A 22,238-nucleotide genomic window follows, 5' to 3' on the forward strand; every position below is an offset into this window, starting at 1 on the left:
ACCCTGTGCGATCCGTCGTTGTCGACTAGGCTCTAAGCACCATGAAAGAGAGCCTTGGAGCTTGCCCACAGAACCCGAAGAGGTGCGCCATGAGTCAGCTGCTCGAACCCTACACCCTGCGTCAACTCACCCTGTTGAACCGCATCGCGGTCTCACCGATGTGCCAGTACTCAAGTGAGGATGGCCTGGCCAACGACTGGCATCTGGTGCACCTGGGCAGCCGCGCCGTCGGTGGCGCCGGGCTGATTTTTACCGAAGCCACCGCCGTGACCGCCGATGGCCGCATCACCGCCCAGGACCTGGGCCTCTGGAAAGACGAACAGATCGAACCCTTGCAACGCATTACGCGCTTCATTGCGGCCCAAGGCGCGGTGGCCGGTATTCAGCTGGCGCACGCCGGGCGCAAGGCCAGCACGTATCGGCCCTGGATCGGCAAGCATGGCAGCGTCAAGCCAGCAGACGGTGGCTGGGTGCCGGTCGGCCCATCGCCCATCGCATTCGACCCCCAGCACACCCAACCCACGCCGCTGGACGAAGGGCAGATCCAGCAGGTGATCGCCGATTTTGTCGCCGCCGCCAAGCGTGCCTTGACTGCCGGTTTCGAAGTGGTAGAGATCCATGCCGCCCACGGTTACCTGCTGCATCAGTTCCTGTCGCCCATCAGCAACCAGCGTCAGGACCAGTACGGCGGCTCGTTCGAAAACCGCATCCGCCTGGTCCTGGAGGTCACCCGCGCGGTGCGCGACGTGTGGCCCCAGGACTTGCCGCTGTTCGTGCGCGTGTCGGCCACCGACTGGGTGGAGGACGGCTGGAACCCCGATGAAACCGTCGAACTGGCGCGCCGGCTGAAAGACCTGGGCGTGGACTTGATCGACGTGTCCTCCGGCGGCACCGCCGCCAACGCCGAAATCCCCACCGGTCCCGGCTACCAGACGCGCTTTGCCGAGCGCGTGCGCAAAGAGTCGGGCATCGCTACCGGCACGGTCGGCATGATCACCGAACCGGCCCAGGCCGAACACATCCTGCGCACCTGCCAGGCCGACCTCATCTTCCTCGCCCGTGAATTGTTGCGCGATCCGTACTGGCCGCTGCATGCCGACGATGACCTGGGCGGGCGCAAGGCGATCTGGCCGGCGCAATATCAGCGGGCGACGCACCGCGACCAGCCGATTCATGAGTCCGATCTCAGGGATTGATCCTTAGCGTATGCCTACAGAGCCCACCCTGATCCGGTGGGTTTTTTTTGCCCGCCTATATGAAGAAGGCGGATTTAAGCGACGAATGCATGGGAATCGACTGTAGATATTTATTACCGGTCTAATTATTTAAGTTAATACTCTAAAAAAATCCCACACGTAACTGGATTCTTTCTAAGCTTAAGGCAGGAGTATTGGATCGATATCAGGAGAAGTAGTCCATGGCCAAGTCCTATGGTGTAGCGGGTGGGGTGTTATCTTTTCTGACCCGCAGGATGTCCTTGCGTGGCCGCAGTTTGAGTTCGGATGAAGTTGAATTGCTGGCGCATTATCGCGCCCTGACCGAGAGCGACCAGGTAGCGATGCGCTATCTGATCGGGGCGATGAAAACCGTGTCGCGGTTCTGAATGACGAAACGGGCTCGCCACGACGCCCTTCAGGCAAGGCGAACACGGTACCTGTGGCGAGGGAGCTTGCTCCCGCTGGACTGCGCAGCAGTCCCATCGTTTGGGGCCGCTTCGCGGCCCAGCGGGAGCAAGCTCCCTCGCCACAGATGGTTCAGGTGTATTTGCGCTTGTCCGGCGCGGGCGGGAAGTACTGATACAGCCAGGTTTCGCTCAAGGTGCGGTCCTGGGTGCGGATAAACAAGCGCAGCTCTACCGGCTCCACGCTGTCACTGGTGGGGTACCAGTCGAACAGAATGCGATAGCCCTTGATGTTATCGAGCACCAGCACGCTGAAGTCTTTCACCTCGCCGTGGGAGCAGGTGACCACCGGCTCGATGCCCGTGCCGGGTGGCAAACGGTCCAGGCCGCCGCCCTTGAAGTCCACGGCAAAGCGGCGTGCCCACACCTCAGGGTAATGCTCGCCCGGGGCCCAACCTTCGGTGAACCCACCCATACCTGAACGGGTCGCGTCGACCTGGGCCAGCGGTGTGCTCACCGGCGGCAGGGCGCTCCAGTAGAGCTTGTAGCCGTAGTTGAGCGAATCACCGGCCGCCACCGGCTTTTTCGGGGTCCAGAAGGCCACGATGTTATCGAGGGTTTCGCCGGTGGTCGGGATTTCCAACAGGTCGATCGAGCCCTCACCCCAAGCGGTGGTGGGTTCCACCCACAGGCTGGGGCGCTTGCTGTACCAGTCCACCGTGTCCTGGTAACTGGCGAATTCGTGGTCGGTTTGGACCAGGCCAAAACCTTTGGGATTAGTGTCGGCGAATGCGTTGAATTGCAGCTTGGCCGGGTTGTTCAGCGGGCGGCAGATCCACTCGCCGTTGCCGCGCCACATGGCCAGTCGGTCCGAGTCGTGAATTTGTGGGTGGATGGTGTCGCACATCCGCCGCTCATGCGTGCCGCAACTGAACATGCTGGTCATTGGCGCAATCCCCAGCTGTTCGATGGCGGTGCGCGCGTTGATATGCGCGTCGATGGCCATCACTACTTGATTGGCCTGGCAGTCGATATCGAAGCGGTAGGCGCCGGTAGCGCTGGGCGAATCGAGCAGGGCGTAGACCACGAAGCGGGTGGCGTTCTTGTCCGGGGTTTCGAACCAGAACTGCGTGAAGTCAGGGAATTCCTCACGTTTTTTCGCGTAGGTGTCAATGGCCAGGCCGCGCGCCGACAGGCCGTACTGGCCGGTGGAGTCCACTGCACGGAAGTAGCTGGCACCGAGGAACGACAGCACATCATGCCGGTCCAGTTCCGGCGCCTTGAACAGTTTGAAGCCGGAGAAGCCCAGATCCCCGGTCAGTTGTTTAGTGTCGACCGTGGTTTTTTCATAGTTGAACAGCGAAGGGCGGAAATGCACTTCGCGGGCCTCGCGGGTGTTGGGGTCGACGCTGTGCATGCGCACCGGCGTCTTGAAACCCATGCCGACGTGGAAAAACTGCACGTCCAGCTGCCCCTTCAGTTCCTTCCACAACGAATGGTTGGCGTCATAGCCGATGGCGTTGAAATTCTGTGGCGTCATGGTCGCCAAGGTGGGCGGCAGCACCTGCCGAGTATCTTTATACGCGCTGCCAGCGAGCTGCTTGGCCTGGGCTTTGAGCGTTTCAAAATCGAATGCAACGGCCTTGCCATCGGCGGCACGGTTGCCGGCCCAGGCCTGCGCGGCCAACAGGCCACTGGCCGACAAACCGGTGTAGGCCGCAATGGCCATGGACGCTTTGAGCAAATTCCTGCGGTGCATAGAGACAACCTGTCGTGAGCGAATCCCGCGCCGTTCCTGGCACGTAACGGATCAGAAATAACGGTTCGGACATGCCTTCGGCCAAACGCAACGGACAATAAACAGACGCCGGATAGCTTAAGCGGTTCGATGGTGAAGGAAAAATCATTGATGGCGGGATGATGGCGCCGCTGTGCAACAAGACATTTCTGATATCAGGGTGAGCGTTACATCTGGAAGCACTCTAGATCGGGGCTTTTTGGCACTTAGTTTTACGCTGGGGGCCTATTGGTCCTACGAACCCAAGTGTCTGGAGGCTACGCATGAATACCCGTGGATTGCTCGATCAGTTGCTCAAGTCTGGTCAGGACATGTTGCAGAACAAGGCTGGCGGCCAGCGCCCATCAGCCGACAAAGGCGCCCTCGGTGGGCTGCTTGGCGGCGGCGGGCTCGGCAGTTTGCTCGGTGGCGCCGGCGGTGGCGCACTGGCGGCCGGCGCCATGGGCTTGCTGCTGGGCAACAAAAAGGCCCGCAAATTCGGCGGCAAGGCCCTGACCTACGGAGGCCTGGCCGCCTTGGGGGTCATCGCCTACAAAGCCTATGGCAATTGGCAGGCGCAGCAGGCCAGCGCGCCCCAGGGTGAGCCGCAGACCATCGACCGCCTGCCGCCGGCCCAGGTCGAACAGCACAGTCAGGGCATTCTCAAGGCGCTGGTTGCCGCCGCCAAGGCCGACGGCCACGTGGATGAGCGTGAACGCGCGTTGATCGAAGGCGAGTTCACCAAACTCGACAACGACCACGAGCTGCAAACCTGGCTGCACGCGGAGCTGAACAAACCCCTCGACCCGGCCGACGTCGCCCGCGCCGCCAGCACCCCGGAAATGGCCGCCGAAATGTACATCGCCAGCGTGATGCTGGTGGACGAGGAAAACTTCATGGAGAAGGCCTACCTGGACGAACTGGCACGCCAGCTGAAACTTGAGCCGGGGTTGAAGGCAGAGCTGGAGAAACAGGTACGCCTCAACACATAAGCAGCGCCGTGCATCCATTCAAGTGTGGAGAGAGCAAGCCTCTCCCACATTAAATCGAGTCTGGCTGAGTTGCCGCAATGGCGCAGCCCAGTACTGGCACTGTTGCTAAACCCCCTAAAACCATTGATTAGTAGACGCCCGCGCTCAGCTATACTCCCCTCCATTTGAATGGCCCTGCGAGGAATTACTGTGAAGAACTGGACCCTGCGCCAACGGATTTTGGCGAGCTTTGCGGTAATCATCGCGATCATGCTGCTGATGGTCGTGCTCTCGTATTCGCGGCTGCTGAAAATCGAATCCAGCGAAACCCTGGTCCGGGACGACGCCGTGCCTGGCGTGTTTTTAAGCTCGATGATTCGCAGCGCCTGGGTCGACAGCTACCTGCAAACCCAGGAGTTGGTGGGGATCCACAAGAACCAGGGCGTTTCCGAGGTCGAAAAGCAAGGCTACAAGTCTTTCGAAACGCGCCTTGAAAAGTACATGGCCGATTACACGAAAACCATCAGCTCCACTCAGGACCGCAACGAGTTCGATGCCTTCGAAAAGCTGCATCAGAGCTACAACCAGACCCTCGCCAAGGTGCTCGAGGCGCAGCAGAACAACAACGCCGCCGAGGCACTCAAGCTGTTCAACGAACAACTGACGCCCGCCTGGGTCGCCGGCCGCATGAAACTCAATGACATCATCCTCGCGAATAAACAGGTCGCCGACGGCGCCACCGACGCCATCGACAGTGCCGTCGAGGCCGCGAAAATCAGCATGGGCGTCTCGCTGCTGCTGGCGATTCTTGCCGCCGCGCTGTGTGGCCTGCTGCTGATGCGCGCAATCATGGCGCCGATGCAGCGCATCGTCGATATCCTCGAAACCATGCGCACCGGCGACCTGAGCAAGCGCCTGAACCTGGAGCGCAAGGACGAGTTCAACGTGGTTGAAACCGGCTTCAACGACATGATGACCGAACTGACCGCTCTGGTTTCCCAGGCACAGCGCTCGTCGGTGCAGGTCACGACCTCGGTGACCGAGATCGCCGCTACCTCCAAGCAGCAGCAGGCGACCGCCACTGAAACCGCCGCCACCACCACTGAAATCGGCGCCACCTCCCGTGAAATCGCCGCGACCTCCAAGGACCTGGTGCGCACCATGATCGAAGTGTCCACCGCTGCCGACCAGGCCTCGGTCGCCGCCGGTTCCGGCCAGCAGGGCCTGGCGCGCATGGAAGAAACCATGCACTCGGTGATGGGCGCCGCCGACCTGGTCAATGCCAAGCTGGCGATCCTCAATGAAAAGGCCGGCAACATCAACCAAGTGGTAGTGACCATCGTCAAAGTGGCGGACCAGACCAACCTGCTGTCCCTCAACGCCGCCATCGAGGCCGAGAAAGCCGGTGAGTACGGGCGCGGTTTTGCGGTGGTCGCCACCGAAGTGCGCCGCCTCGCCGACCAGACCGCCGTTGCGACGTACGACATCGAGCAGATGGTGCGTGAGATCCAGTCGGCGGTGTCGGCCGGCGTGATGGGCATGGACAAGTTCTCCGAAGAGGTGCGCCGAGGCATGTTCGAAGTGCAACAGGTGGGTGAGCAATTGTCGCAAATCATCCATCAGGTGCAGGCCCTCGCGCCGCGGGTGCTGATGGTCAATGAAGGCATGCAGGCCCAGGCCACCGGCGCCGAGCAGATCAACCACGCGCTGGTGCAACTGGGCGATGCCAGCAGCCAGACCGTCGAGTCCCTGCGCCAGGCCAGTTTTGCCATCGATGAACTGAGCCAGGTTGCGGTCGGTCTGCGCAGCGGCGTGTCGCGTTTCAAAGTCTGATGAGCGACCTCGCGGCTAAACGCGGCGCCGTCCCGGCAGCGAAAAAGGCGTTGTTCCTGGTGTTCCACATCGGCAGTGAACGCTTTGCCCTCAAGGCGACGGAGGTGGTCGAGGTGCTGCCGCGCCTGCCGCTCAAACCCATCGCCCATGCACCGGTGTGGGTGGCGGGCATCTTTGCCCATCGCGGCGCGCTGGTGCCGGTCATCGACCTGAGCGCCTTGACGTTCGGCGTTGCGGCCCAAGCGCGTACCAGCACGCGGCTGGTGCTGGTCAATTATCAGCCACAGCCCTGGAGCGAAGCGCGTTGGCTGGGGCTGATTCTGGAGCAGGCTACCGACACCTTGCGTTGCGACCCCGCCGAATTCCAGCCCTATGGCCTGGATAACCGCCAGGCGCCTTATCTGGGGCCGGTGCGCGAAGATGCGCTGGGCTTGATGCAATGGATTGGCGTCGCCGAGCTGTTGACCGATGACGTGCGCGCCTTGCTGTTTTCCAGCGAGTTGAGCCTATGAGCAGTGACCCGCGCTTCTGGGCCTTCCTTAAAGAACGCATCGGCCTGGATGTTGCCTCGGTGGGCGAGGCGATCATCGAGCGCGCGGTGCGCCAGCGTTGCCAGTTGTCCCAGGCGCAAACGGCAGAAGCGTACTGGCAGCTCCTGCACAGCTCCCATGATGAGCAGCAGGCGCTGATCGAAGCGGTGATCGTCCCCGAAACCTGGTTTTTCCGCTACCCCGAGTCCTTTGCCACCTTGGCTCGCCTGGCGCACGCACGGTTGGCCGAAATCAAGCAGATGCGCGCGTTGCGCATTCTCAGCCTGCCATGTTCCACCGGCGAAGAACCCTATTCGATCGCCATGGCCCTGCTCGACGCGGGCCTGGCACCGCACCAATTCAAAGTCCAGGGCATGGACGTCAGCCCGCTGTCGGTGGAGCGTGCGCGCCGCGGCGTGTACGGCAAGAACTCGTTTCGCGGCGGCGACCTTGAGTTTCGCGACCGTCACTTCACTGAAGACGGCGGTGCCTATCGCATTGCCGACCGGGTTCGCGAACAAGTACGCCTGCAAGTCGGCAACTTGCTCGACCCGGCCCTGCTGGCCAACGAGCCCACCTACGACTTTGTGTTCTGTCGCAACCTGCTGATCTACTTCGACCAGTCGACCCAGAAGCAAGTCTTCGATGTGCTCAAGGAGCTGACCCACGTGGACGGCGTGCTGTTTATCGGCCCGGCCGAAGGTGCCCTGCTGGGGCGCCATGGCATGCGCTCGATTGGCGTGCCGCAGTCCTTTGCGTTCAGTCGGCATGTGGAACCGGTCGCACCCGCCCCGGTGTTTGTACCGATGCCGGCGCCCACGTCGCAGCGCAGTCCGGCGCCGATCGCGCTCAAGCCGCGCCCGTTCAGCACGGCCGGCACCCAGGCGGCACCGGTCAAAGCGCCGCCCCCGGAGGCAGGCGAGATGCTCAACCAGATCGCCACCTTCGCCAATCAAGGCAAAAGTGCCGAGGCCCGTGCTGCCTGCGAACGTTATTTGAACAGCCATCCGCCGGCCGCCGCCGTGTTCTACTGGCTGGGCCTGCTCAGCGATGTCGCCGGCAGCGCCGTGGAGGCGCAGAGTTATTACCGCAAAGCCTTGTACCTGGAACCGCAGCATCCGCAGGCCTTGATGCACCTGGCCGCGTTGCTCGAGTCCCAGGGCGACAGTGCGGGGGCGCGCCGTTTGCAGGCGCGCGCCGCGCGTAGCGAGCGAGCAGACAGTGAGTCCAAACGATGAGTAGCCCTGACGCGCTCGGCACCGCAGGCCTGGACCTGACCCTGGCCGACACCCAAGCCATTGATGACTGCTGGAACCGCATCGGCATTCATGGCGACAAATCCTGCCCCTTGCTGGCAGAACACATCCATTGCCGCAACTGCTCGGTGTATTCCGCCGCCGCCACGCGCCTGCTCGACCGCTATGCGCTGCAGCAGGACGACCGGCCTGCGCAGGCGGCTGGCGAGCTCGACCACCAGGTGGTCACCCGCTCCTTGCTGATGTTCCGCCTCGGCGAAGAATGGCTGGGCATTGCCACCCGTTGCCTGGTGGAAGTGGCGCCGTTGCAACCGATCCACTCGTTGCCTCACCAGCGTTCCCGGGCCTTGCTGGGCGTGGCTAACGTGCGCGGGGCATTGGTGGCCTGCTTGTCGCTGGTGGAATTGCTCGGCCTGGACAGCAGCAGCACCGGCGCCACCGGCGGGCGCATCATGCCGCGCATGTTGATTATTGCCGCGCAGGATGGCCCGGTGGTCGTGCCGGTGGATGAAGTGGATGGCATCCACTCCATCGATGAGCGCACCTTGAACGCCGCATCGGCCTCCGGCACCCAGGCCAGCGCGCGCTTCACTCAGGGTGTCGTGCAGTGGAAAGGTCGCAGCCTGCGCTGGCTGGACGAAGCCCAATTGCTGTCCGCCGTGACCCGGAGCCTCGCATGACCCCCGACCAGATGCGCGACGCTTCGCTGTTGGAATTGTTCAGCCTGGAAGCCGATGCGCAAACCCAAGTGCTCAGCGCAGGCCTGCTGGCCCTGGAGCGCAACCCAACCCAGGCCGACCAGCTCGAGGCCTGCATGCGCGCCGCGCATTCGCTCAAGGGCGCGGCGCGGATTGTCGGCGTGGAGGCTGGCGTCAGCGTGGCCCATGTCATGGAGGATTGCCTGGTCAGCGCACAGGAAGGCCGCTTGTACCTGCAGCCCGAACATATCGACGCGTTGCTGCAGGGCACGGATTTACTGATGCGCATCGCCACCCCGGGCAATGACGTCGGGCCTGCGGATATTGCAGCCTATGTGGCGCTGATGGAGCGCTTGCTGGACCCGTCGCAATCCAGCGCCCTGGTCGCGCCGAAACCCGAGCCGGCTGCCGCGCCGGTGATCGAAGCGCCGGAACCGGAACTTGCGCCTGCCGTACTGAGCGAGCCGCCGCGTCAGAGCAAACCTATGACCGAAGGCGGCGAGCGCGTGCTGCGGGTCACGGCCGAGCGCTTGAACAGCCTGCTGGACCTGTCCAGCAAGTCGCTGGTGGAAACCCAGCGACTCAAGCCTTACCTGGCCAGCCTGCAGCGCCTCAAACGCATTCAAAGCAACAGCCTGCGGGCCCTGGATGTCCTGGACGGTCACCTCAAGGTCGTCGATTTGAACCTCGAGGCCCAGGAAGCCCTGGCCGATACCCGCCGCTTGTTGAGCGAAGCCCAGGCGCTGCTGGCGGAAAAAAATGCCGAACTGGACGAGTACGCCTGGCAGGCCGGCCAGCGGGCCCAGGTGCTCTACGACACCGCACTGGCCTGTCGCATGCGCCCGTTTGCCGATGTGCTGGCCGGGCAGGCGCGCATGGTGCGCGACCTCGGTCGCAGCCTGGGCAAGCAAGTGCGCCTCGAGATCGAAGGGGAAAAAACCCAGGTCGACCGCGACGTGCTGGAAAAGCTTGAGGCGCCCCTGACGCATTTATTGCGCAATGCTGTCGATCACGGCATCGAAATGCCCGAGCAGCGGCTGCTGGCGGGCAAGCCGGCGGAAGGCTTGATTCGCCTGCGCGCGTCACATCAAGCCGGGCTGCTGGTGCTGGAGTTGAGCGATGACGGTAACGGCGTCGACCTTGAGCGCCTGCGCGGCACCATTGTCGACCGGCACCTGTCCCCCGTGGAAACCGCGCTGCGCCTGAGCGAGGAGGAACTGCTGACGTTCCTGTTCCTGCCGGGGTTCAGCTTGCGCGACAAGGTCACCGAAGTCTCCGGTCGCGGCGTGGGCCTGGATGCGGTGCAGCATATGGTGCGTCAATTGCGCGGCGCGGTGGTGCTGGAGCAGGCGGCAGGGCAGGGCAGCCGTTTTCATCTGGAGGTGCCGTTGACCTTGTCGGTGGTGCGCAGCCTGGTGGTGGAAGTCGGCGAAGAGGCGTATGCCTTCCCGCTGGCGCACATCGAACGCATGTGCGACCTGGCCCCGAGGACATTGTGCAACTGGAAGGTCGCCAGCATTTCTGGCACGAGGGCCGGCATGTCGGCCTGGTCGCCGCCACTCAGCTGTTGCAGCGTCCACCGGGGCAGACCCCTTCGGAAACCTTGAAAGTGGTGGTGATCCGCGAGCGCGATGCCGTGTATGGGATTGCCGTGGAACGTTTCATCGGCGAGCGCACCCTGGTGGTGTTGCCGCTGGATGCTCGCCTGGGCAAGGTCCAGGATATTTCCGCAGGCGCGTTGCTCGACGATGGCTCGGTGGCCTTGATCGTCGACGTGGAAGACATGCTGCGTTCGGTGGACAAGTTGCTCAACACCGGCCGCCTGGAGCGCATCGCAAGGCGCAGCCAGCAGGCCACCGAAGCGCCGCGCAAGCGCGTGCTGGTGGTGGACGACTCGCTGACTGTGCGTGAGCTGCAACGCAAGTTATTACTCAATCGCGGTTATGAAGTGGCCGTTGCGGTCGATGGCATGGATGGCTGGAACGCATTGCGCTCCGAGGATTTCGACCTGCTTATCACAGATATTGATATGCCACGCATGGACGGTATTGAATTGGTCACACTCTTGCGCCGTGACAGTCGCCTGCAATCGTTGCCGGTGATGGTGGTTTCCTACAAGGACCGCGAAGAAGACCGACGCCGTGGCCTCGACGCCGGCGCCGACTATTATTTAGCCAAAGCCAGCTTCCACGACGACGCCCTGCTCGACGCCGTGGTTGAATTGATTGGAGGCGCCCGGGCATGAGGATTGCAATCGTCAATGACATGCCGTTGGCCGTCGAGGCGTTGCGTCGCGCCTTGAGTTTCGAGCCTGCCCATGAAGTGGTATGGGTCGCCAGCAATGGCCTGGAAGCGGTGCAGCGTTGCGCTGAGGTGATCCCGGATCTGATCCTGATGGACTTGATCATGCCGGTGATGGACGGCGTGGAAGCGACCCGCCAGATCATGGCCGACACGCCATGCCCGATCGTGATCGTCACCGTGGACCGCCAGGCCAATGTCAGCCGGGTCTTTGAAGCCATGGGCCACGGCGCGTTGGATGTGGTGGACACGCCAGCGCTGGGGGTGGGCAACCCCAAGGATGCGGCGGCGCCGTTGTTGCGCAAGATCCTCAATATTGGCTGGCTGATCGGCCAGCGCGGCAGCCGCGTGCGCGCTGAAACCGCGCCGCAGCGCAGCACCGGCAAGCGCCAAAGCCTGGTGGCCATTGGTTCGTCGGCGGGTGGCCCGGCGGCCCTGGAAGTGCTGCTCAAGGGGTTGCCGCGTGACTTTTCTGCCGCGATCGTACTGGTGCAGCATGTGGACCAGGTGTTCGCCGCTGGCATGGCTGAGTGGCTGAGCAGTGCGTCCGGCCTGCCGGTGCGCCTGGCCCGTGAAGGGGAGCCGCCCCAAAGCGGGGTGGTCTTGCTGGCCGGTACCAACCACCATATTCGCTTGTTGAAAAATGGCACGCTAGCCTATACCGCAGAGCCGGTGAACGAAATTTACCGGCCTTCCATCGATGTGTTTTTTGAAAGTGTCGCCAGCCATTGGAACGGTGACGCCGTCGGCGTACTGCTGACCGGCATGGGGCGCGACGGGGCCCAGGGCCTCAAGTTGATGCGAGAACAAGGCTATTTGACCATCGCCCAGGACCAGAACAGTTCGGCGGTGTATGGCATGCCCAAAGCGGCAGCGGCGATTGACGCCGCTGTTGAAATTCGCCCACTGGACAGAATTGCGCCGCGACTGCTGGAGGTCTTTGCAAAATGATAGAACATCTCCCGCTGTGCTGGTTTGCAGGCAGTAATTCAGGTGACTGCACATGATTGATTTACAACTCGACGGCTTCAAGACCGACGAAAACGCCGCCATGGTGCTGCTGGTCGACGACCAGGCCATGATCGGCGAAGCCGTGCGGCGCGGCCTGGCCCATGAAGAAAACATCGACTTCCACTTTTGCGCCGACCCGCACCAGGCGATCTCCCAGGCGATTCGCATCAAGCCGACGGTGATTCTGCAAGACTTGGTCATGCCCGGCCTCGACGGCCTGACCCTGGTGCGCGAATACCGCAATCACCCGGCCACGGCGAATATCCCGATCATTGTGCTCTCCACCAAAGAGGACCCGCTTATCAAGAGCGCAGCGTTTGCGGCCGGCGCCAACGATTACCTGGTCAAGCTGCCGGACAATATCGAACTGGTGGCGCGCATCCGTTATCACTCGCGCTCCTACATGACCCTGTTGCAGCGGGACGCGGCTTACCGCGCGCTGCGGGTCAGCCAGCAACAGTTGCTGGACACCAACCTGGTGCTGCAACGGCTGATGAATTCCGATGGCCTGACCGGGCTGTCCAATCGCCGTCACTTCGACGAATACCTGGAACTGGAATGGCGCCGTGCCATGCGCGACCAGACCCAGCTCTCCTTGTTGATGATCGACGTGGACTTCTTCAAGACCTTCAACGATAGCTTCGGTCACGTCGAAGGCGACGAAGCCCTGCGCAAAGTCGCCGCCACCATCCGCGAAGCCAGCAGCCGCCCCTCGGACCTGCCGGCGCGCTACGGCGGTGAAGAATTCGCCCTGGTGCTGCCCAACACCTCACCGGGCGGTGCGCGGCTGGTCGCGGAAAAACTGCGCATGGCGGTGGCCGCGCTGAACATCCCGCATATCGCACCGGCTGAGGGCGCGAGCCTGACCATCAGCATTGGCCTGTCGACGTTGACACCCGTTCAGGGCACCGATTGCCGCCAGTTGATCATGGCGGCGGACAAGGGGTTGTATATGGCAAAGCACAATGGGCGCAATCAGGTCGGCATCGAGTAACTCAAGGCCGGCTCAAAGCCAAATGTGGGAGGGGGTTTGCTCCCGATGGCGGTGTGTCAGCTCAGGATAAACTGACTGCCAGACTGCCATCGGGGGCAAGCCCCCTCCCACATTTAGATCTTCATTGGCCTTGGGATTGTGTACCAATTCGTGCCTTTTCGGCCAGGCGGGCTGCCGTTTCCGGGTGTTTGCCGTTATACTCGCCGGCTTTCAAAAGTTCGCCAACGAGTGCTGCCCGCCATGGAAATCAACCCGATCCTGAACACCATCAAGGACCTGTCCGAGCGCTCCGAAACTATTCGGGGGTATCTTTGACTACGATCAAAAGCATGAGCGCCTGACCGAAGTCAATCGCGAGCTTGAAGATCCGAGTGTCTGGAACAAACCTGAATATGCCCAGGAACTGGGCCGCGAGCGCGCTGCGCTGGCGCAGATCGTCGACACGCTCGACGAACTGAACACCGGCCTGGCCGACTGCCGCGACTTGCTGGACATGGCCGTCGAAGAAGATGACGAAGGCGCAGTGGGCGATGTCGTCGCCGAGCTGGCCCGTCTCGAGGAAAACCTCGCCAAGCTTGAATTCCGCCGCATGTTCAGCCACGAAATGGACCCGAACAACGCCTACCTGGACATCCAGGCCGGTTCCGGCGGCACCGAGGCCCAGGACTGGGCCAACATCCTGCTGCGCATGTACCTGCGCTGGGCCGACAAGCGCGGTTTCGACGCGACCATCATGGAACTGTCGGCCGGTGAAGTGGCGGGCATCAAGGGCGCCACCGTGCACATCAAGGGTGAATACGCCTTTGGCTGGCTGCGTACCGAGATCGGCGTGCACCGCCTGGTGCGCAAGAGCCCGTTCGACTCCGGCAACCGTCGCCATACCTCGTTCTCCGCTGTTTTCGTCTCGCCAGAGATCGATGACAAGGTGGAAATCGAGATCAACCCGGCCGACCTGCGTATCGACACCTACCGCTCCTCCGGTGCCGGTGGCCAGCACGTAAACACCACCGACTCGGCCGTCCGCATCACCCACGTACCGACCAACACCGTGGTCAGTTGCCAGAACGAGCGTTCCCAGCACGCGAACAAGGACACCGCCATGAAAATGTTGCGGGCCAAGTTGTACGAGCAGGAAATGCAGAAGCGCAACGCCGCTTCTCAAGCACTGGAAGACACCAAGTCGGACATCGGTTGGGGTCACCAGATCCGCTCCTATGTGCTCGATGCGTCGCGGATCAAGGATTTGCGCACTAACATCGAACGCAGCGACTGCGACAAGGTGCTCGACGGCGATATCGACGAATACCTGGAAGCCAGCCTGAAATCGGGCCTCTAAAGAACCCTGTAGGAGTGGGGGGGACGCCTAGTCCTTGCCTCGCGATCCCCAGCCGAAGGCTGGGGAAAACGTATCTGTGATGGAATTTCAAAAGACATGAGCGACCAACAACTCGACCCGCAAGCCCTGCAACAGGAAGAAAACTCCCTGATCGCCCTGCGCAAGGAAAAGCTTGCTGCCGAGCGCGCCAAGGGTAACGCCTTCCCCAACGACTTCCGCCGCGAAAACTACTGCGATGCGTTGCAGAAGCAGTACGCGGACAAGACCAAGGAAGAGCTGGCAGAAGCGGCGATCCCGGTCAAGGTGGCGGGTCGCATCATGCTCAACCGTGGCTCGTTCATGGTGATCCAGGACATGACCGGGCGTATCCAGGTCTACGTCAACCGCAAGACCCTTTCCGAAGAAACCCTGGCCTCGGTGAAAACCTGGGACATGGGCGACATCATCGCCGCCGAAGGCACCCTGGCCCGTTCCGGCAAGGGCGACCTGTACATCGAAATGACCAGCGTCCGCCTGCTGACCAAGTCGCTGCGCCCGCTGCCGGACAAGCACCACGGCCTGACCGACACCGAGCAGCGCTACCGCCAGCGCTACGTTGACCTGATCGTCAACGAAGACGTGCGCCAGACCTTCCGCGTGCGTTCGCAAGTCATCGCCCACATCCGCAGCTTCCTGATGCAGCGTGACTTCCTCGAAGTGGAAACGCCGATGCTGCAGACCATCCCCGGTGGTGCCGCAGCCAAGCCGTTCGAAACCCACCACAATGCGCTGGACCTGCCAATGTTCCTGCGCATCGCGCCGGAGCTGTACCTCAAGCGCCTGGTGGTCGGCGGTTTCGAGAAAGTCTTCGAAATCAACCGCAACTTCCGTAACGAAGGCGTCTCGACCCGGCACAACCCTGAATTCACCATGTTGGAGTTCTACCAGGCCTACGCCGACTACGAAGACAACATGGACCTCACCGAAGAACTGTTCCGCGAGCTGGCGCAGCTGGTGCTGGGCAGTACCGACGTGCCGTACGGCGACAAGGTCTTCCACTTCGGCGAGCCGTTCGTGCGCCTGTCGGTGTTCGACTCGATCCTCAAGTACAACCCTGAGCTGACCGCCGATGATCTGAACGACATCGACAAGGCCCGTGCCATCGCCAAGAAAGCCGGCGCCAAGGTGCTGGGCTTCGAAGGCCTGGGCAAACTGCAGGTGATGATTTTCGAAGAGCTGGTGGAGCACAAGCTGGAACAGCCGCACTTCATTACCCAGTACCCGTTCGAAGTGTCGCCGCTGGCCCGTCGCAACGATGACAACCCGAGCGTCACCGACCGTTTCGAGCTGTTCATCGGTGGCCGCGAAATCGCCAACGCCTATTCCGAGCTGAACGACGCGGAAGACCAGGCCGAGCGCTTCATGGCCCAGGTGGCCGACAAGGACGCCGGCGACGACGAAGCCATGCACTACGACGCCGACTTCGTACGTGCGCTGGAATACGGCATGCCGCCAACCGCCGGTGAAGGTATCGGCATCGACCGCCTGGTGATGCTGTTGACCAACTCGCCGTCGATCCGCGATGTGATCTTGTTCCCGCACATGCGGCCACAAGCGTAACCGTAGCGAAATCCGAAGCCGCCTTTTATAAGGCGGCTTTTTTATGTGGCGTGTACTCGCGTCAAGCAAACAGCGCCAGGTTTTGTTCTATTCAAGGATGTGTGTGGTGAACCGCGTAATGGCTCAAGAAGGCGCCGCCGGCATTGCCGCTGCCGTGGCTGAAAGCGTCCAGTACCAAGGCCGCAAGGCCAGCCGCCGGGGCAGTGAACAACGTCGGCAAGACATTCTCGATGCGGCCATGCGCATCGTGGTCCGCGAGGGGGTCCGTGCCGTGCGCCACCGGGCGGTGGCGGCGGAGGCCGGCGTACCGTTGTCGGCGACCACCTACTATTTCAAAGACATCGATGACCTGCTCACCGACACCTTTGCCCAATACGTCGAGCGCAGCGCTGCCTTCATGGGCAAACTGTGGGTGCGCAACGAAGGCCTGCTGCGCGAGATGGTCGCGTATGGCGATGGCAGCCCGGCATCGCGCTCGCAGCTGGCCGATGACATTGCGCGGCTGACCGCCGACTACGTGCAGCGCCAACTGGCCAACCGCCGTGAATACCTGATGGCCGAGCAGGCCTTCCGCCAGGAAGCCTTGTTGAATCCGCGCCTGGCCGAACTGGTACGCTCCCACCAGCAGATCCTGTTGCAGGGCACCGGGCAGTTTTTCCAGGTATTGGGCTCCCGCGAGCCGCAACAGGATGCCAAGGTGTTGACGGCGATTATCAGTCGGATGGAATATCAGGGCCTGTTGGGCGGCGCAGAGCCTCTGACCGGTGACGAGATGCTGGAGATACTCAAGCGTTACATGCACCTGGTATTGGCTTCGGTCTGATACCAGCAAGGCCACGTTTAAAGAGGAAGCACCGGGTGGACGATTACCAGCAGACGATACGCACCTTGTCCGATCGCATTGTGCTGGCGCAAACGCCGATCCGCGTCCTCGACGCCGTGAAGTGGGACGAGAATATTCGCCAGGGCTTTCTCAAGGCCAAGGGCAAGGCCATGCCCGCCGTGGATCGCGATTACTACCTGAACCGCCCGTTGTCGTTCGACTCCAGTGCGGTCAAGCTGGAATTCCAGAACATCGAGCGCGACATCACCCGCCGCCTTGGCCAATTCAGCCCGGTAGGGCAGATCATGCGCCGTATGTGCCGGGAGTACCGCATGGTCGTGCGTATGCTCGAAGCCCGTGGCACCGAGGATTTCGGCCTGATTTCCCAGGAACTCTACGGCGCCGCGTCCGACGCCTTCCACGCCGGTGACCCGACCCTGGCCGATCTGGGCCTGATGCTCTCGGACTATCTGAACAATATCGACGGCCGTGGCGACCTCAAGGACGAAGCCAAGACCTTGACCGCCAAGGACGCCGTCGCCTTGCTGCAAACGCGCTTGAACAAAGTGTTCGGCGAGGCCGAAGAAACCATCCGCGTGTTCGAATCCGATGGCATCGTCGCCGACGCGGCGGCGGGCGCCGACTACATCAAGATCCGCGCCGACGCGATGTTCAACGACCGTGACGTGCGCGCCCTGGAAGTGCACGAAGGCCTGGTGCATGTGGGCACCACCCTCAACGGCCAGAACCAGCCGATCTGCACGTTCCTGTCCAAGGGCCCACCTTCATCCACCGTGACCCAGGAAGGCCTGGCGATCCTGATGGAGATCATCACGTTCGCTTCCTACCCCAGCCGGCTGCGCAAACTGACCAACCGCACCCGCGCCATTCATATGGTGGAGGAGGGCGCTGACTTCCTGCAGGTGTTCGAATTCTTCCGCGAGCAAGGCTTTGAAATGGCTGAAAGCTACGGCAACGCCAGTCGCGTGTTCCGTGGCTCGGTGCCCACTGGCTTGCCGTTTACCAAGGATCTGTCCTACCTCAAGGGCTTTATCATGGTCTACAACTACATCCAGCTGGCCGTGCGCAAGGGCAAGTTGGAGCAAGTGCCGTTGTTGTTCTGCGGTAAGACCACCCTTGAAGATATGCGCACTTTGCGCCAACTGGTCGATGAAGGCCTGGTAGTGCCGCCCAAATACCTGCCCGAACAGTTCCGCGACATGAACGCACTGGCGGCGTGGATGTGCTTCTCCAACTTCCTCAACCATTTGAGCCTGGACCGCATCGAGGCGGACTACTCCAATATCCTGTAAGGATGCTGGCTATTTTCAACTCACCCACGAGGCTTCAACGGATGAGAATCCTCGGCATTCTTTGCCTGCTACTCACCTTGAACGGCTGCAGCTCCCTGCTGTTCTACCCGGAGCCCGGCCTGCCGTTCACGCCGCAAAAAGCCCACCTTGCGTACCGCGACGTCACCCTCACCACCGCCGACGGCGTAAAACTGCACGCCTGGTGGCTACCCGCCAAGCCCGGCGTGCCACTCAGAGGCACAGTGCTGCACCTGCACGGCAATGGCGGCAACCTGGCCTGGCACCTGGGCGGGAGTTGGTGGTTGCCGGAACAGGGCTACCAAGTGCTGCTGCTCGACTATCGCGGCTATGGGCTCTCCGAAGGCAAGCCGTCATTGCCGGCGATTTATCAGGATGTGGACGCCGCGTTCAGTTGGCTCGATCAGGCGCCCGAAGTCCGCGGCCAGCCGCTGATCGTCCTTGGGCAGAGCCTGGGCGGTGCGTTGGCCGTGCATTATCTGGCGGCCCACCCCGAGCGCCAGTCCCGGCTCAAGGCCCTGGTATTGGATGGCGTGCCCGCCAGTTATCGTGACGTGGGACAATTTGCCCTGAGCACGTCCTGGTTAACATGGCCGTTGCAGGTCCCTCTGTCCTGGCTGGTGCCCGACACCGACAGCGCGATCAACGCCATGCCCCAACTGACTGGCGTGCCCAAGCTGCTGTTTCACAGCCTGGATGATCCGATCGTGCCCTTGGCCAACGGTATCCGCCTGTACCAGGCGGCACCGGCGCCCAGGGTGTTGCAACTGACGCGAGGTGGGCATGTGCAGACATTTGCCGACAAGACCTGGCAAACCGTGATGCTGCGTTACCTGGATGACCCGCTGCACTTCAACGGCCTGCGGCGTCTCGGCGAAATCCCGAATTATCCCCTACCTGAAGCTGACCCATCAGAGAGCCCGCAATGAGTGAAGAGCGCAACATGATCCCGCTGATTCTCACTGGCATCGGCACCATCATCGTTACTGTCGGTTGCCTGTGGTACTACGGCTACCTGCACTTCGCCAAGCCGGAGGATGCGCTGTTGCTCAGCGATTTCACGATGCTCAAGACCGTGCCGGGTGAGGACTACAAAATCTCGTTGACCCCTGCCGCTCAAGTGGCGCAGTGCATTGATGGCGTATTGGTGATGTTCGACACCGACCAGAAAGGCTTGAGTGGCGTGCTGGTGAATAACAAGAAGCAGGCAGTGCGTTGCATGGGGCAGGAAACCCCACAACTGCAGCGGTGACAGCCGGCTTCCCCGCCGTGGGAAAGTGCCGTTATCTCTACAGATTATGGATTTGTCACCTGTCAGTCCGCCCCGCTGGGCGGAACCATCCTGACGCTCCCACCACAGATATGGACTGATTGGCGCTGCTGATCAGTCCATTTTATTCATTGGTTGGAGTGAGCGTTTATGGCGGGAATCAACGGCGTATCGGGTGGTGCAAACATGGGTGGCCTGGGCGGTGTCGGTAATACCGGCAATCGCCAGGGGGGCTCGCAGCAGGGGCTCGACCAACAGATTCAAGATGTAAAGAATCAGATTCAGGAGCTTAAATCCAAAGGCTCTCAGGAAAACCAGGGAAATAGCGGTGCGGGTGGCGAAGATCCTCTGAAGGCATTGGAGGAACTGCTGAAGAAACTGCTCGCCCAGAAAGCTGGCGGGGCGCAGGGTGGTCAAGGCGCACAAGATGGCCAAAGCGGGGGACAAAGCGACGGTCAGGGCCAGGGCCAGATCCAGTCTCCGCCATCCCAAGGTACAGGCTCCGTCGACTACTGATGGGTGCCTCTGGAAAACCGCCTTCATTGGCGGTTTTTCAGGTTGCATCAAGCGACCGGTTTTGTTGTTGACGCGATATCTGGAACCGTATCGCGTCAGATGCCACAGACAGCGATGAAACTACACAAAGCGGGGCCTAGAATGTGGCGATAACCATTGCTGCAATACGCAACATGTTGGACATGGCCAGGGAGCATCAGAAGCTGGAGCGCAGAGACGCTGAGGACGATGAACTCAAGCAACTGATGGATAAGCTGTCGCAAAATGCTTATGGCCCCAAAATCGAAATGCCTGCCGACGATACTCACCGCACCATCCAGTTTGACGAACCCAAAAAAAACCCACCGTAAGGTGGGTTTTTTCATGCCGCTTAAACCAATCAGTTAGCGACGGAAGAACGTGGCTTGACCGGTTGGTTGTCGTTGGAGATGGTCACTTCAACGCGGCGGTTCATTGCACGGCCCGATACGCTGCCGTTGTCGGCAACCGGGTATTCCTTGCCATAGCCCTGGGTCACGATGCGCGAAATATCCACGCCTTGCTGTGCCAGTGCACGTTGCACGGAAGCCGCACGGCGCTCGGACAGGCTCTGGTTGTACGAGTCGGAACCGGTGCTGTCGGTGTAGCCTTCGACAATCACTTTACGGTCCGGGTTGTCGCGCAGGAACTGAGCCAGCTTGGTGATATTCACCAGGCCGCTGGACTTAAGGTCAGACTTGTTGGTGGCGAACAGTACGTCACCAAAGGTCACCAGGGTGCCGCGATCGGTTTGCTTGGCGTTCAAGCTGTCTTGCAGTTGCTTGATCTGCGCGTCACGGGCGTCCAGCAGGGCGCGGGCACGTTCGTCGCCAGCGTTTTTCAGCTTGGCTTCGGACTCACGCAGAGAAATGGTGTCTTTGGCCACTTCTACACGCTGGTTGGTCAGGTAAGCCAACTGGTCGACTTTCTTCTCGTCTTCCTTGTCGCGGTAGGCCTTGTCTGCCTTGTCCAGCCACTCGCTGGCGTCTTTGGTTTCCAGCGCTGCGAGCTTGGTAGCCTGCGGGTTGGTTTGCAGGGCCGTGAAATTGGTCCGTGCGTTTTCCAGATTTGCGTTCGGCGGGGTGGAGCAGGCTGCCAAGGCAACGCTCATCGCCAACAGGGCAGGGATCATCAATTGTTTACGCATAGTCGTGTCGTCCTTTCAATTCGATATCAGGTGCGATGCAGTCAAGGGGCAGCGGCTTACTTCTGCTGGATAGCAGCCGGGCGCATGCCTTCCTTACGCAACTCGTCAACTGCTTTCTGGGAATCCTTCACCGCTTGCTCAGCCTTGGCAGCCTGGGCTTTACGCTCAGCGACACGAGCGTCCCACTCGGCTTGTTCAGCCAACTGACGAGCCTTGTCGTAGTTCTTGTCGTGCATGGCGATTTCGGCTTCTTTGAGCTTGTCCTGGGCCGACTTCATTTCCACGGCTGCAAACTCGGTACCGCCGGCGCTGACCGCGCTGTTGACCGCAGATTGGGTCACTGCGTATTGCTCGGTCGGCGGGTTACCGGCACAGCCAGCCAGAACGAAGCTGGTGCCGATTGCCAGCGCGGCCAATTTGAGCCCGCGCAGGTGGTTAAACGAGGATTTGGCAGTGCTGGTCTTCATCGTCTTCAACTCCATTGGATAACTCCTGAAAAATCCATCCTGGCGTTCGTTTGCGGGCCCGGCGGTTAAGCACATGACGCCAGTTCAAACGAGCGTTCCAAGTGATGGCTTACTGGCTGTGACCGGATGCTTTTTTCAAAAGTTCAGCGGAGATGGCGATTTGCCTAAAAAAATATCTGACTGAATGGTCAGCATCAGAAAATTGGAACTTTCACCCCGCGCAGCGGTACGCCGGGCCGCTGAAAGGCCCGGAATACAGGGGTTGAATGGGTTTGAATAAGGGAAGATCAGTGCTGCGGTTCGTCAGCACTCGCTGCCAAATCATGCAGATAGCGGCGCGACAATGTCAGAAAGCGCGGTGTGGGCCCGACGTCTTCATACAGCGGATCGCCTTCTTCATCGGTGGCAATCACCTGCTGGCCCTTGACGTAGGGAAAGCTGGCTTCCAGCTCTTCGAGGGCGGCGCCGATCAGTTCGCCAAGCAGTTCTTCGGTGTGGCGCTTGGGGTACATTTCGGCAAGGGCAGCCAGCCGCGCGGCGGCTTCTACGTCCAGATGAATCGCGTATTGGGTTTGGGTCAATCGACCCTTGGCGGTTTCTTCCCAATGCTGGGGCAGGTCTCGAATTTTCATGGCAACCTCAATAATGAGTGACCAGCCACCGGTGTGGATAACCCGGCGACTTAACCTTGAGACTAGCTGCAAGCCGCAAGGTTTAAAGTGTCTTGTCAGAAAGCGCC

At 61.2% G+C, this 22,238-nt stretch carries 21 protein-coding genes and 1 pseudogene; 18 read left to right on the plus strand and 4 right to left on the minus strand.

Annotation, left to right across the window (positions count from 1 at the left end; all coding sequences use genetic code 11):
• The first annotated feature begins 89 nt into the window (after window positions 1-89).
• Window positions 90-1,196 (plus strand): NADH:flavin oxidoreductase/NADH oxidase, encoded by a 1,107-nt coding sequence (locus C4J88_RS05815; protein ID WP_124366074.1) that lies wholly within the window; start codon window positions 90-92, stop codon window positions 1,194-1,196.
• Between the two features lie 221 nt (window positions 1,197-1,417).
• A complete protein-coding gene (locus tag C4J88_RS05820; protein WP_124366075.1) occupies window positions 1,418-1,603 on the plus strand; it encodes a hypothetical protein in 186 nt (61 codons plus the stop codon).
• Between the two features lie 151 nt (window positions 1,604-1,754).
• On the opposite strand, the gene C4J88_RS05825 is transcribed toward C4J88_RS05820, so the two are convergent.
• The gene (locus C4J88_RS05825) at window positions 1,755-3,380 is read right to left on the minus strand and encodes a glucan biosynthesis protein D (RefSeq protein ID WP_124366076.1); all 1,626 of its coding nucleotides are present in this window, start codon (window positions 3,378-3,380) and stop codon (window positions 1,755-1,757) included.
• Window positions 3,381-3,682: 302 nt separating this feature from the next.
• On the opposite strand from C4J88_RS05825, the gene C4J88_RS05830 reads away from it, so the two are divergent.
• From C4J88_RS05830 to C4J88_RS05905, 16 genes and pseudogenes are all read left to right on the plus strand, one after another.
• A complete protein-coding gene (locus tag C4J88_RS05830) occupies window positions 3,683-4,390 on the plus strand; it encodes a tellurite resistance TerB family protein (RefSeq protein ID WP_124406432.1) in 708 nt (235 codons plus the stop codon).
• A 189-nt stretch (window positions 4,391-4,579) separates the two neighbouring features.
• A complete protein-coding gene (locus tag C4J88_RS05835; protein WP_124366077.1) occupies window positions 4,580-6,202 on the plus strand; it encodes a methyl-accepting chemotaxis protein in 1,623 nt (540 codons plus the stop codon).
• Window positions 6,202-6,714, plus strand: coding sequence for a chemotaxis protein CheW (locus C4J88_RS05840; RefSeq protein ID WP_124361567.1), 513 nt, complete (start codon window positions 6,202-6,204; stop codon window positions 6,712-6,714). Before C4J88_RS05835 ends, C4J88_RS05840 begins: the two co-directional genes overlap by 1 nt.
• A complete protein-coding gene (locus C4J88_RS05845) occupies window positions 6,711-7,970 on the plus strand; it encodes a protein-glutamate O-methyltransferase CheR (protein WP_124406433.1) in 1,260 nt (419 codons plus the stop codon). The genes C4J88_RS05840 and C4J88_RS05845 overlap by 4 nt, the downstream gene beginning before the upstream one ends.
• Window positions 7,967-8,668, plus strand: a complete 702-nt coding sequence (locus C4J88_RS05850; protein ID WP_124406434.1) for a chemotaxis protein CheW — start codon at window positions 7,967-7,969, stop codon at window positions 8,666-8,668. The genes C4J88_RS05845 and C4J88_RS05850 overlap by 4 nt, the downstream gene beginning before the upstream one ends.
• Window positions 8,665-10,931 (plus strand): annotated as a pseudogene (locus C4J88_RS05855) (hybrid sensor histidine kinase/response regulator). The gene C4J88_RS05850 and the pseudogene C4J88_RS05855 overlap by 4 nt, the downstream one beginning before the upstream one ends.
• Window positions 10,928-11,938, plus strand: a complete 1,011-nt coding sequence (locus C4J88_RS05860) for a chemotaxis response regulator protein-glutamate methylesterase (RefSeq protein WP_124406435.1) — start codon at window positions 10,928-10,930, stop codon at window positions 11,936-11,938. The pseudogene C4J88_RS05855 and the gene C4J88_RS05860 overlap by 4 nt, the downstream one beginning before the upstream one ends.
• Window positions 11,939-11,990: 52 nt before the next feature.
• Window positions 11,991-12,992 (plus strand): PleD family two-component system response regulator, encoded by a 1,002-nt coding sequence (locus tag C4J88_RS05865; protein ID WP_124366083.1) that lies wholly within the window; start codon window positions 11,991-11,993, stop codon window positions 12,990-12,992.
• Window positions 12,993-13,232: 240 nt separating this feature from the next.
• Window positions 13,233-14,328, plus strand: a protein-coding gene (gene prfB / locus C4J88_RS05870) for a peptide chain release factor 2 (RefSeq protein ID WP_100226016.1) whose coding sequence is annotated in 2 segments (ribosomal slippage) — window positions 13,233-13,304 and window positions 13,306-14,328 — 1,095 coding nt in all. Because the reading frame shifts where the segments join, the coding sequence is not laid out codon by codon here.
• A 96-nt stretch (window positions 14,329-14,424) separates the two neighbouring features.
• Entirely contained in the window at window positions 14,425-15,927 is a 1,503-nt protein-coding gene (gene lysS, locus C4J88_RS05875) for a lysine--tRNA ligase (RefSeq protein WP_124406436.1), read from the plus strand.
• Between the two features lie 106 nt (window positions 15,928-16,033).
• Window positions 16,034-16,750, plus strand: a complete 717-nt coding sequence (locus C4J88_RS05880) for a TetR/AcrR family transcriptional regulator (RefSeq protein ID WP_124366085.1) — start codon at window positions 16,034-16,036, stop codon at window positions 16,748-16,750.
• 35 nt (window positions 16,751-16,785) lie between these two features.
• Complete coding sequence (locus C4J88_RS05885; RefSeq protein WP_124361575.1) at window positions 16,786-18,063, plus strand: flavohemoglobin expression-modulating QEGLA motif protein; 1,278 nt, start codon at window positions 16,786-16,788, stop codon at window positions 18,061-18,063.
• Window positions 18,064-18,104: 41 nt separating this feature from the next.
• A complete protein-coding gene (locus tag C4J88_RS05890; protein WP_124406437.1) occupies window positions 18,105-19,010 on the plus strand; it encodes an alpha/beta hydrolase in 906 nt (301 codons plus the stop codon).
• Complete coding sequence (locus C4J88_RS05895; RefSeq protein ID WP_124406438.1) at window positions 19,007-19,333, plus strand: hypothetical protein; 327 nt, start codon at window positions 19,007-19,009, stop codon at window positions 19,331-19,333. The genes C4J88_RS05890 and C4J88_RS05895 overlap by 4 nt, the downstream gene beginning before the upstream one ends.
• Before the next feature lie 168 nt (window positions 19,334-19,501).
• Window positions 19,502-19,867: a type III secretion protein gene (locus C4J88_RS05900; protein ID WP_124406439.1), complete on the plus strand. Its 366-nt coding sequence runs from the start codon at window positions 19,502-19,504 to the stop codon at window positions 19,865-19,867.
• 143 nt (window positions 19,868-20,010) lie between these two features.
• The gene (locus tag C4J88_RS05905) at window positions 20,011-20,217 is read left to right on the plus strand and encodes a hypothetical protein (RefSeq protein WP_124361578.1); all 207 of its coding nucleotides are present in this window, start codon (window positions 20,011-20,013) and stop codon (window positions 20,215-20,217) included.
• Between the two features lie 29 nt (window positions 20,218-20,246).
• On the opposite strand, the gene C4J88_RS05910 is transcribed toward C4J88_RS05905, so the two are convergent.
• The 3 genes from C4J88_RS05910 to C4J88_RS05920 form a co-directional block, all read right to left on the minus strand.
• A complete protein-coding gene (locus C4J88_RS05910) occupies window positions 20,247-21,032 on the minus strand; it encodes an OmpA family protein (protein ID WP_104501912.1) in 786 nt (261 codons plus the stop codon).
• Window positions 21,033-21,088: 56 nt separating this feature from the next.
• Window positions 21,089-21,514, minus strand: a complete 426-nt coding sequence (locus tag C4J88_RS05915) for a DUF4398 domain-containing protein (RefSeq protein ID WP_124361579.1) — start codon at window positions 21,512-21,514, stop codon at window positions 21,089-21,091.
• A gap of 272 nt (window positions 21,515-21,786) precedes the next feature.
• Complete coding sequence (locus C4J88_RS05920; protein ID WP_124406440.1) at window positions 21,787-22,131, minus strand: pilin assembly protein; 345 nt, start codon at window positions 22,129-22,131, stop codon at window positions 21,787-21,789.
• Window positions 22,132-22,238 lie beyond the last annotated feature (107 nt).

This window comes from Pseudomonas sp. R4-39-08 (assembly GCF_003852275.1).
Lineage (GTDB): Bacteria > Pseudomonadota > Gammaproteobacteria > Pseudomonadales > Pseudomonadaceae > Aquipseudomonas.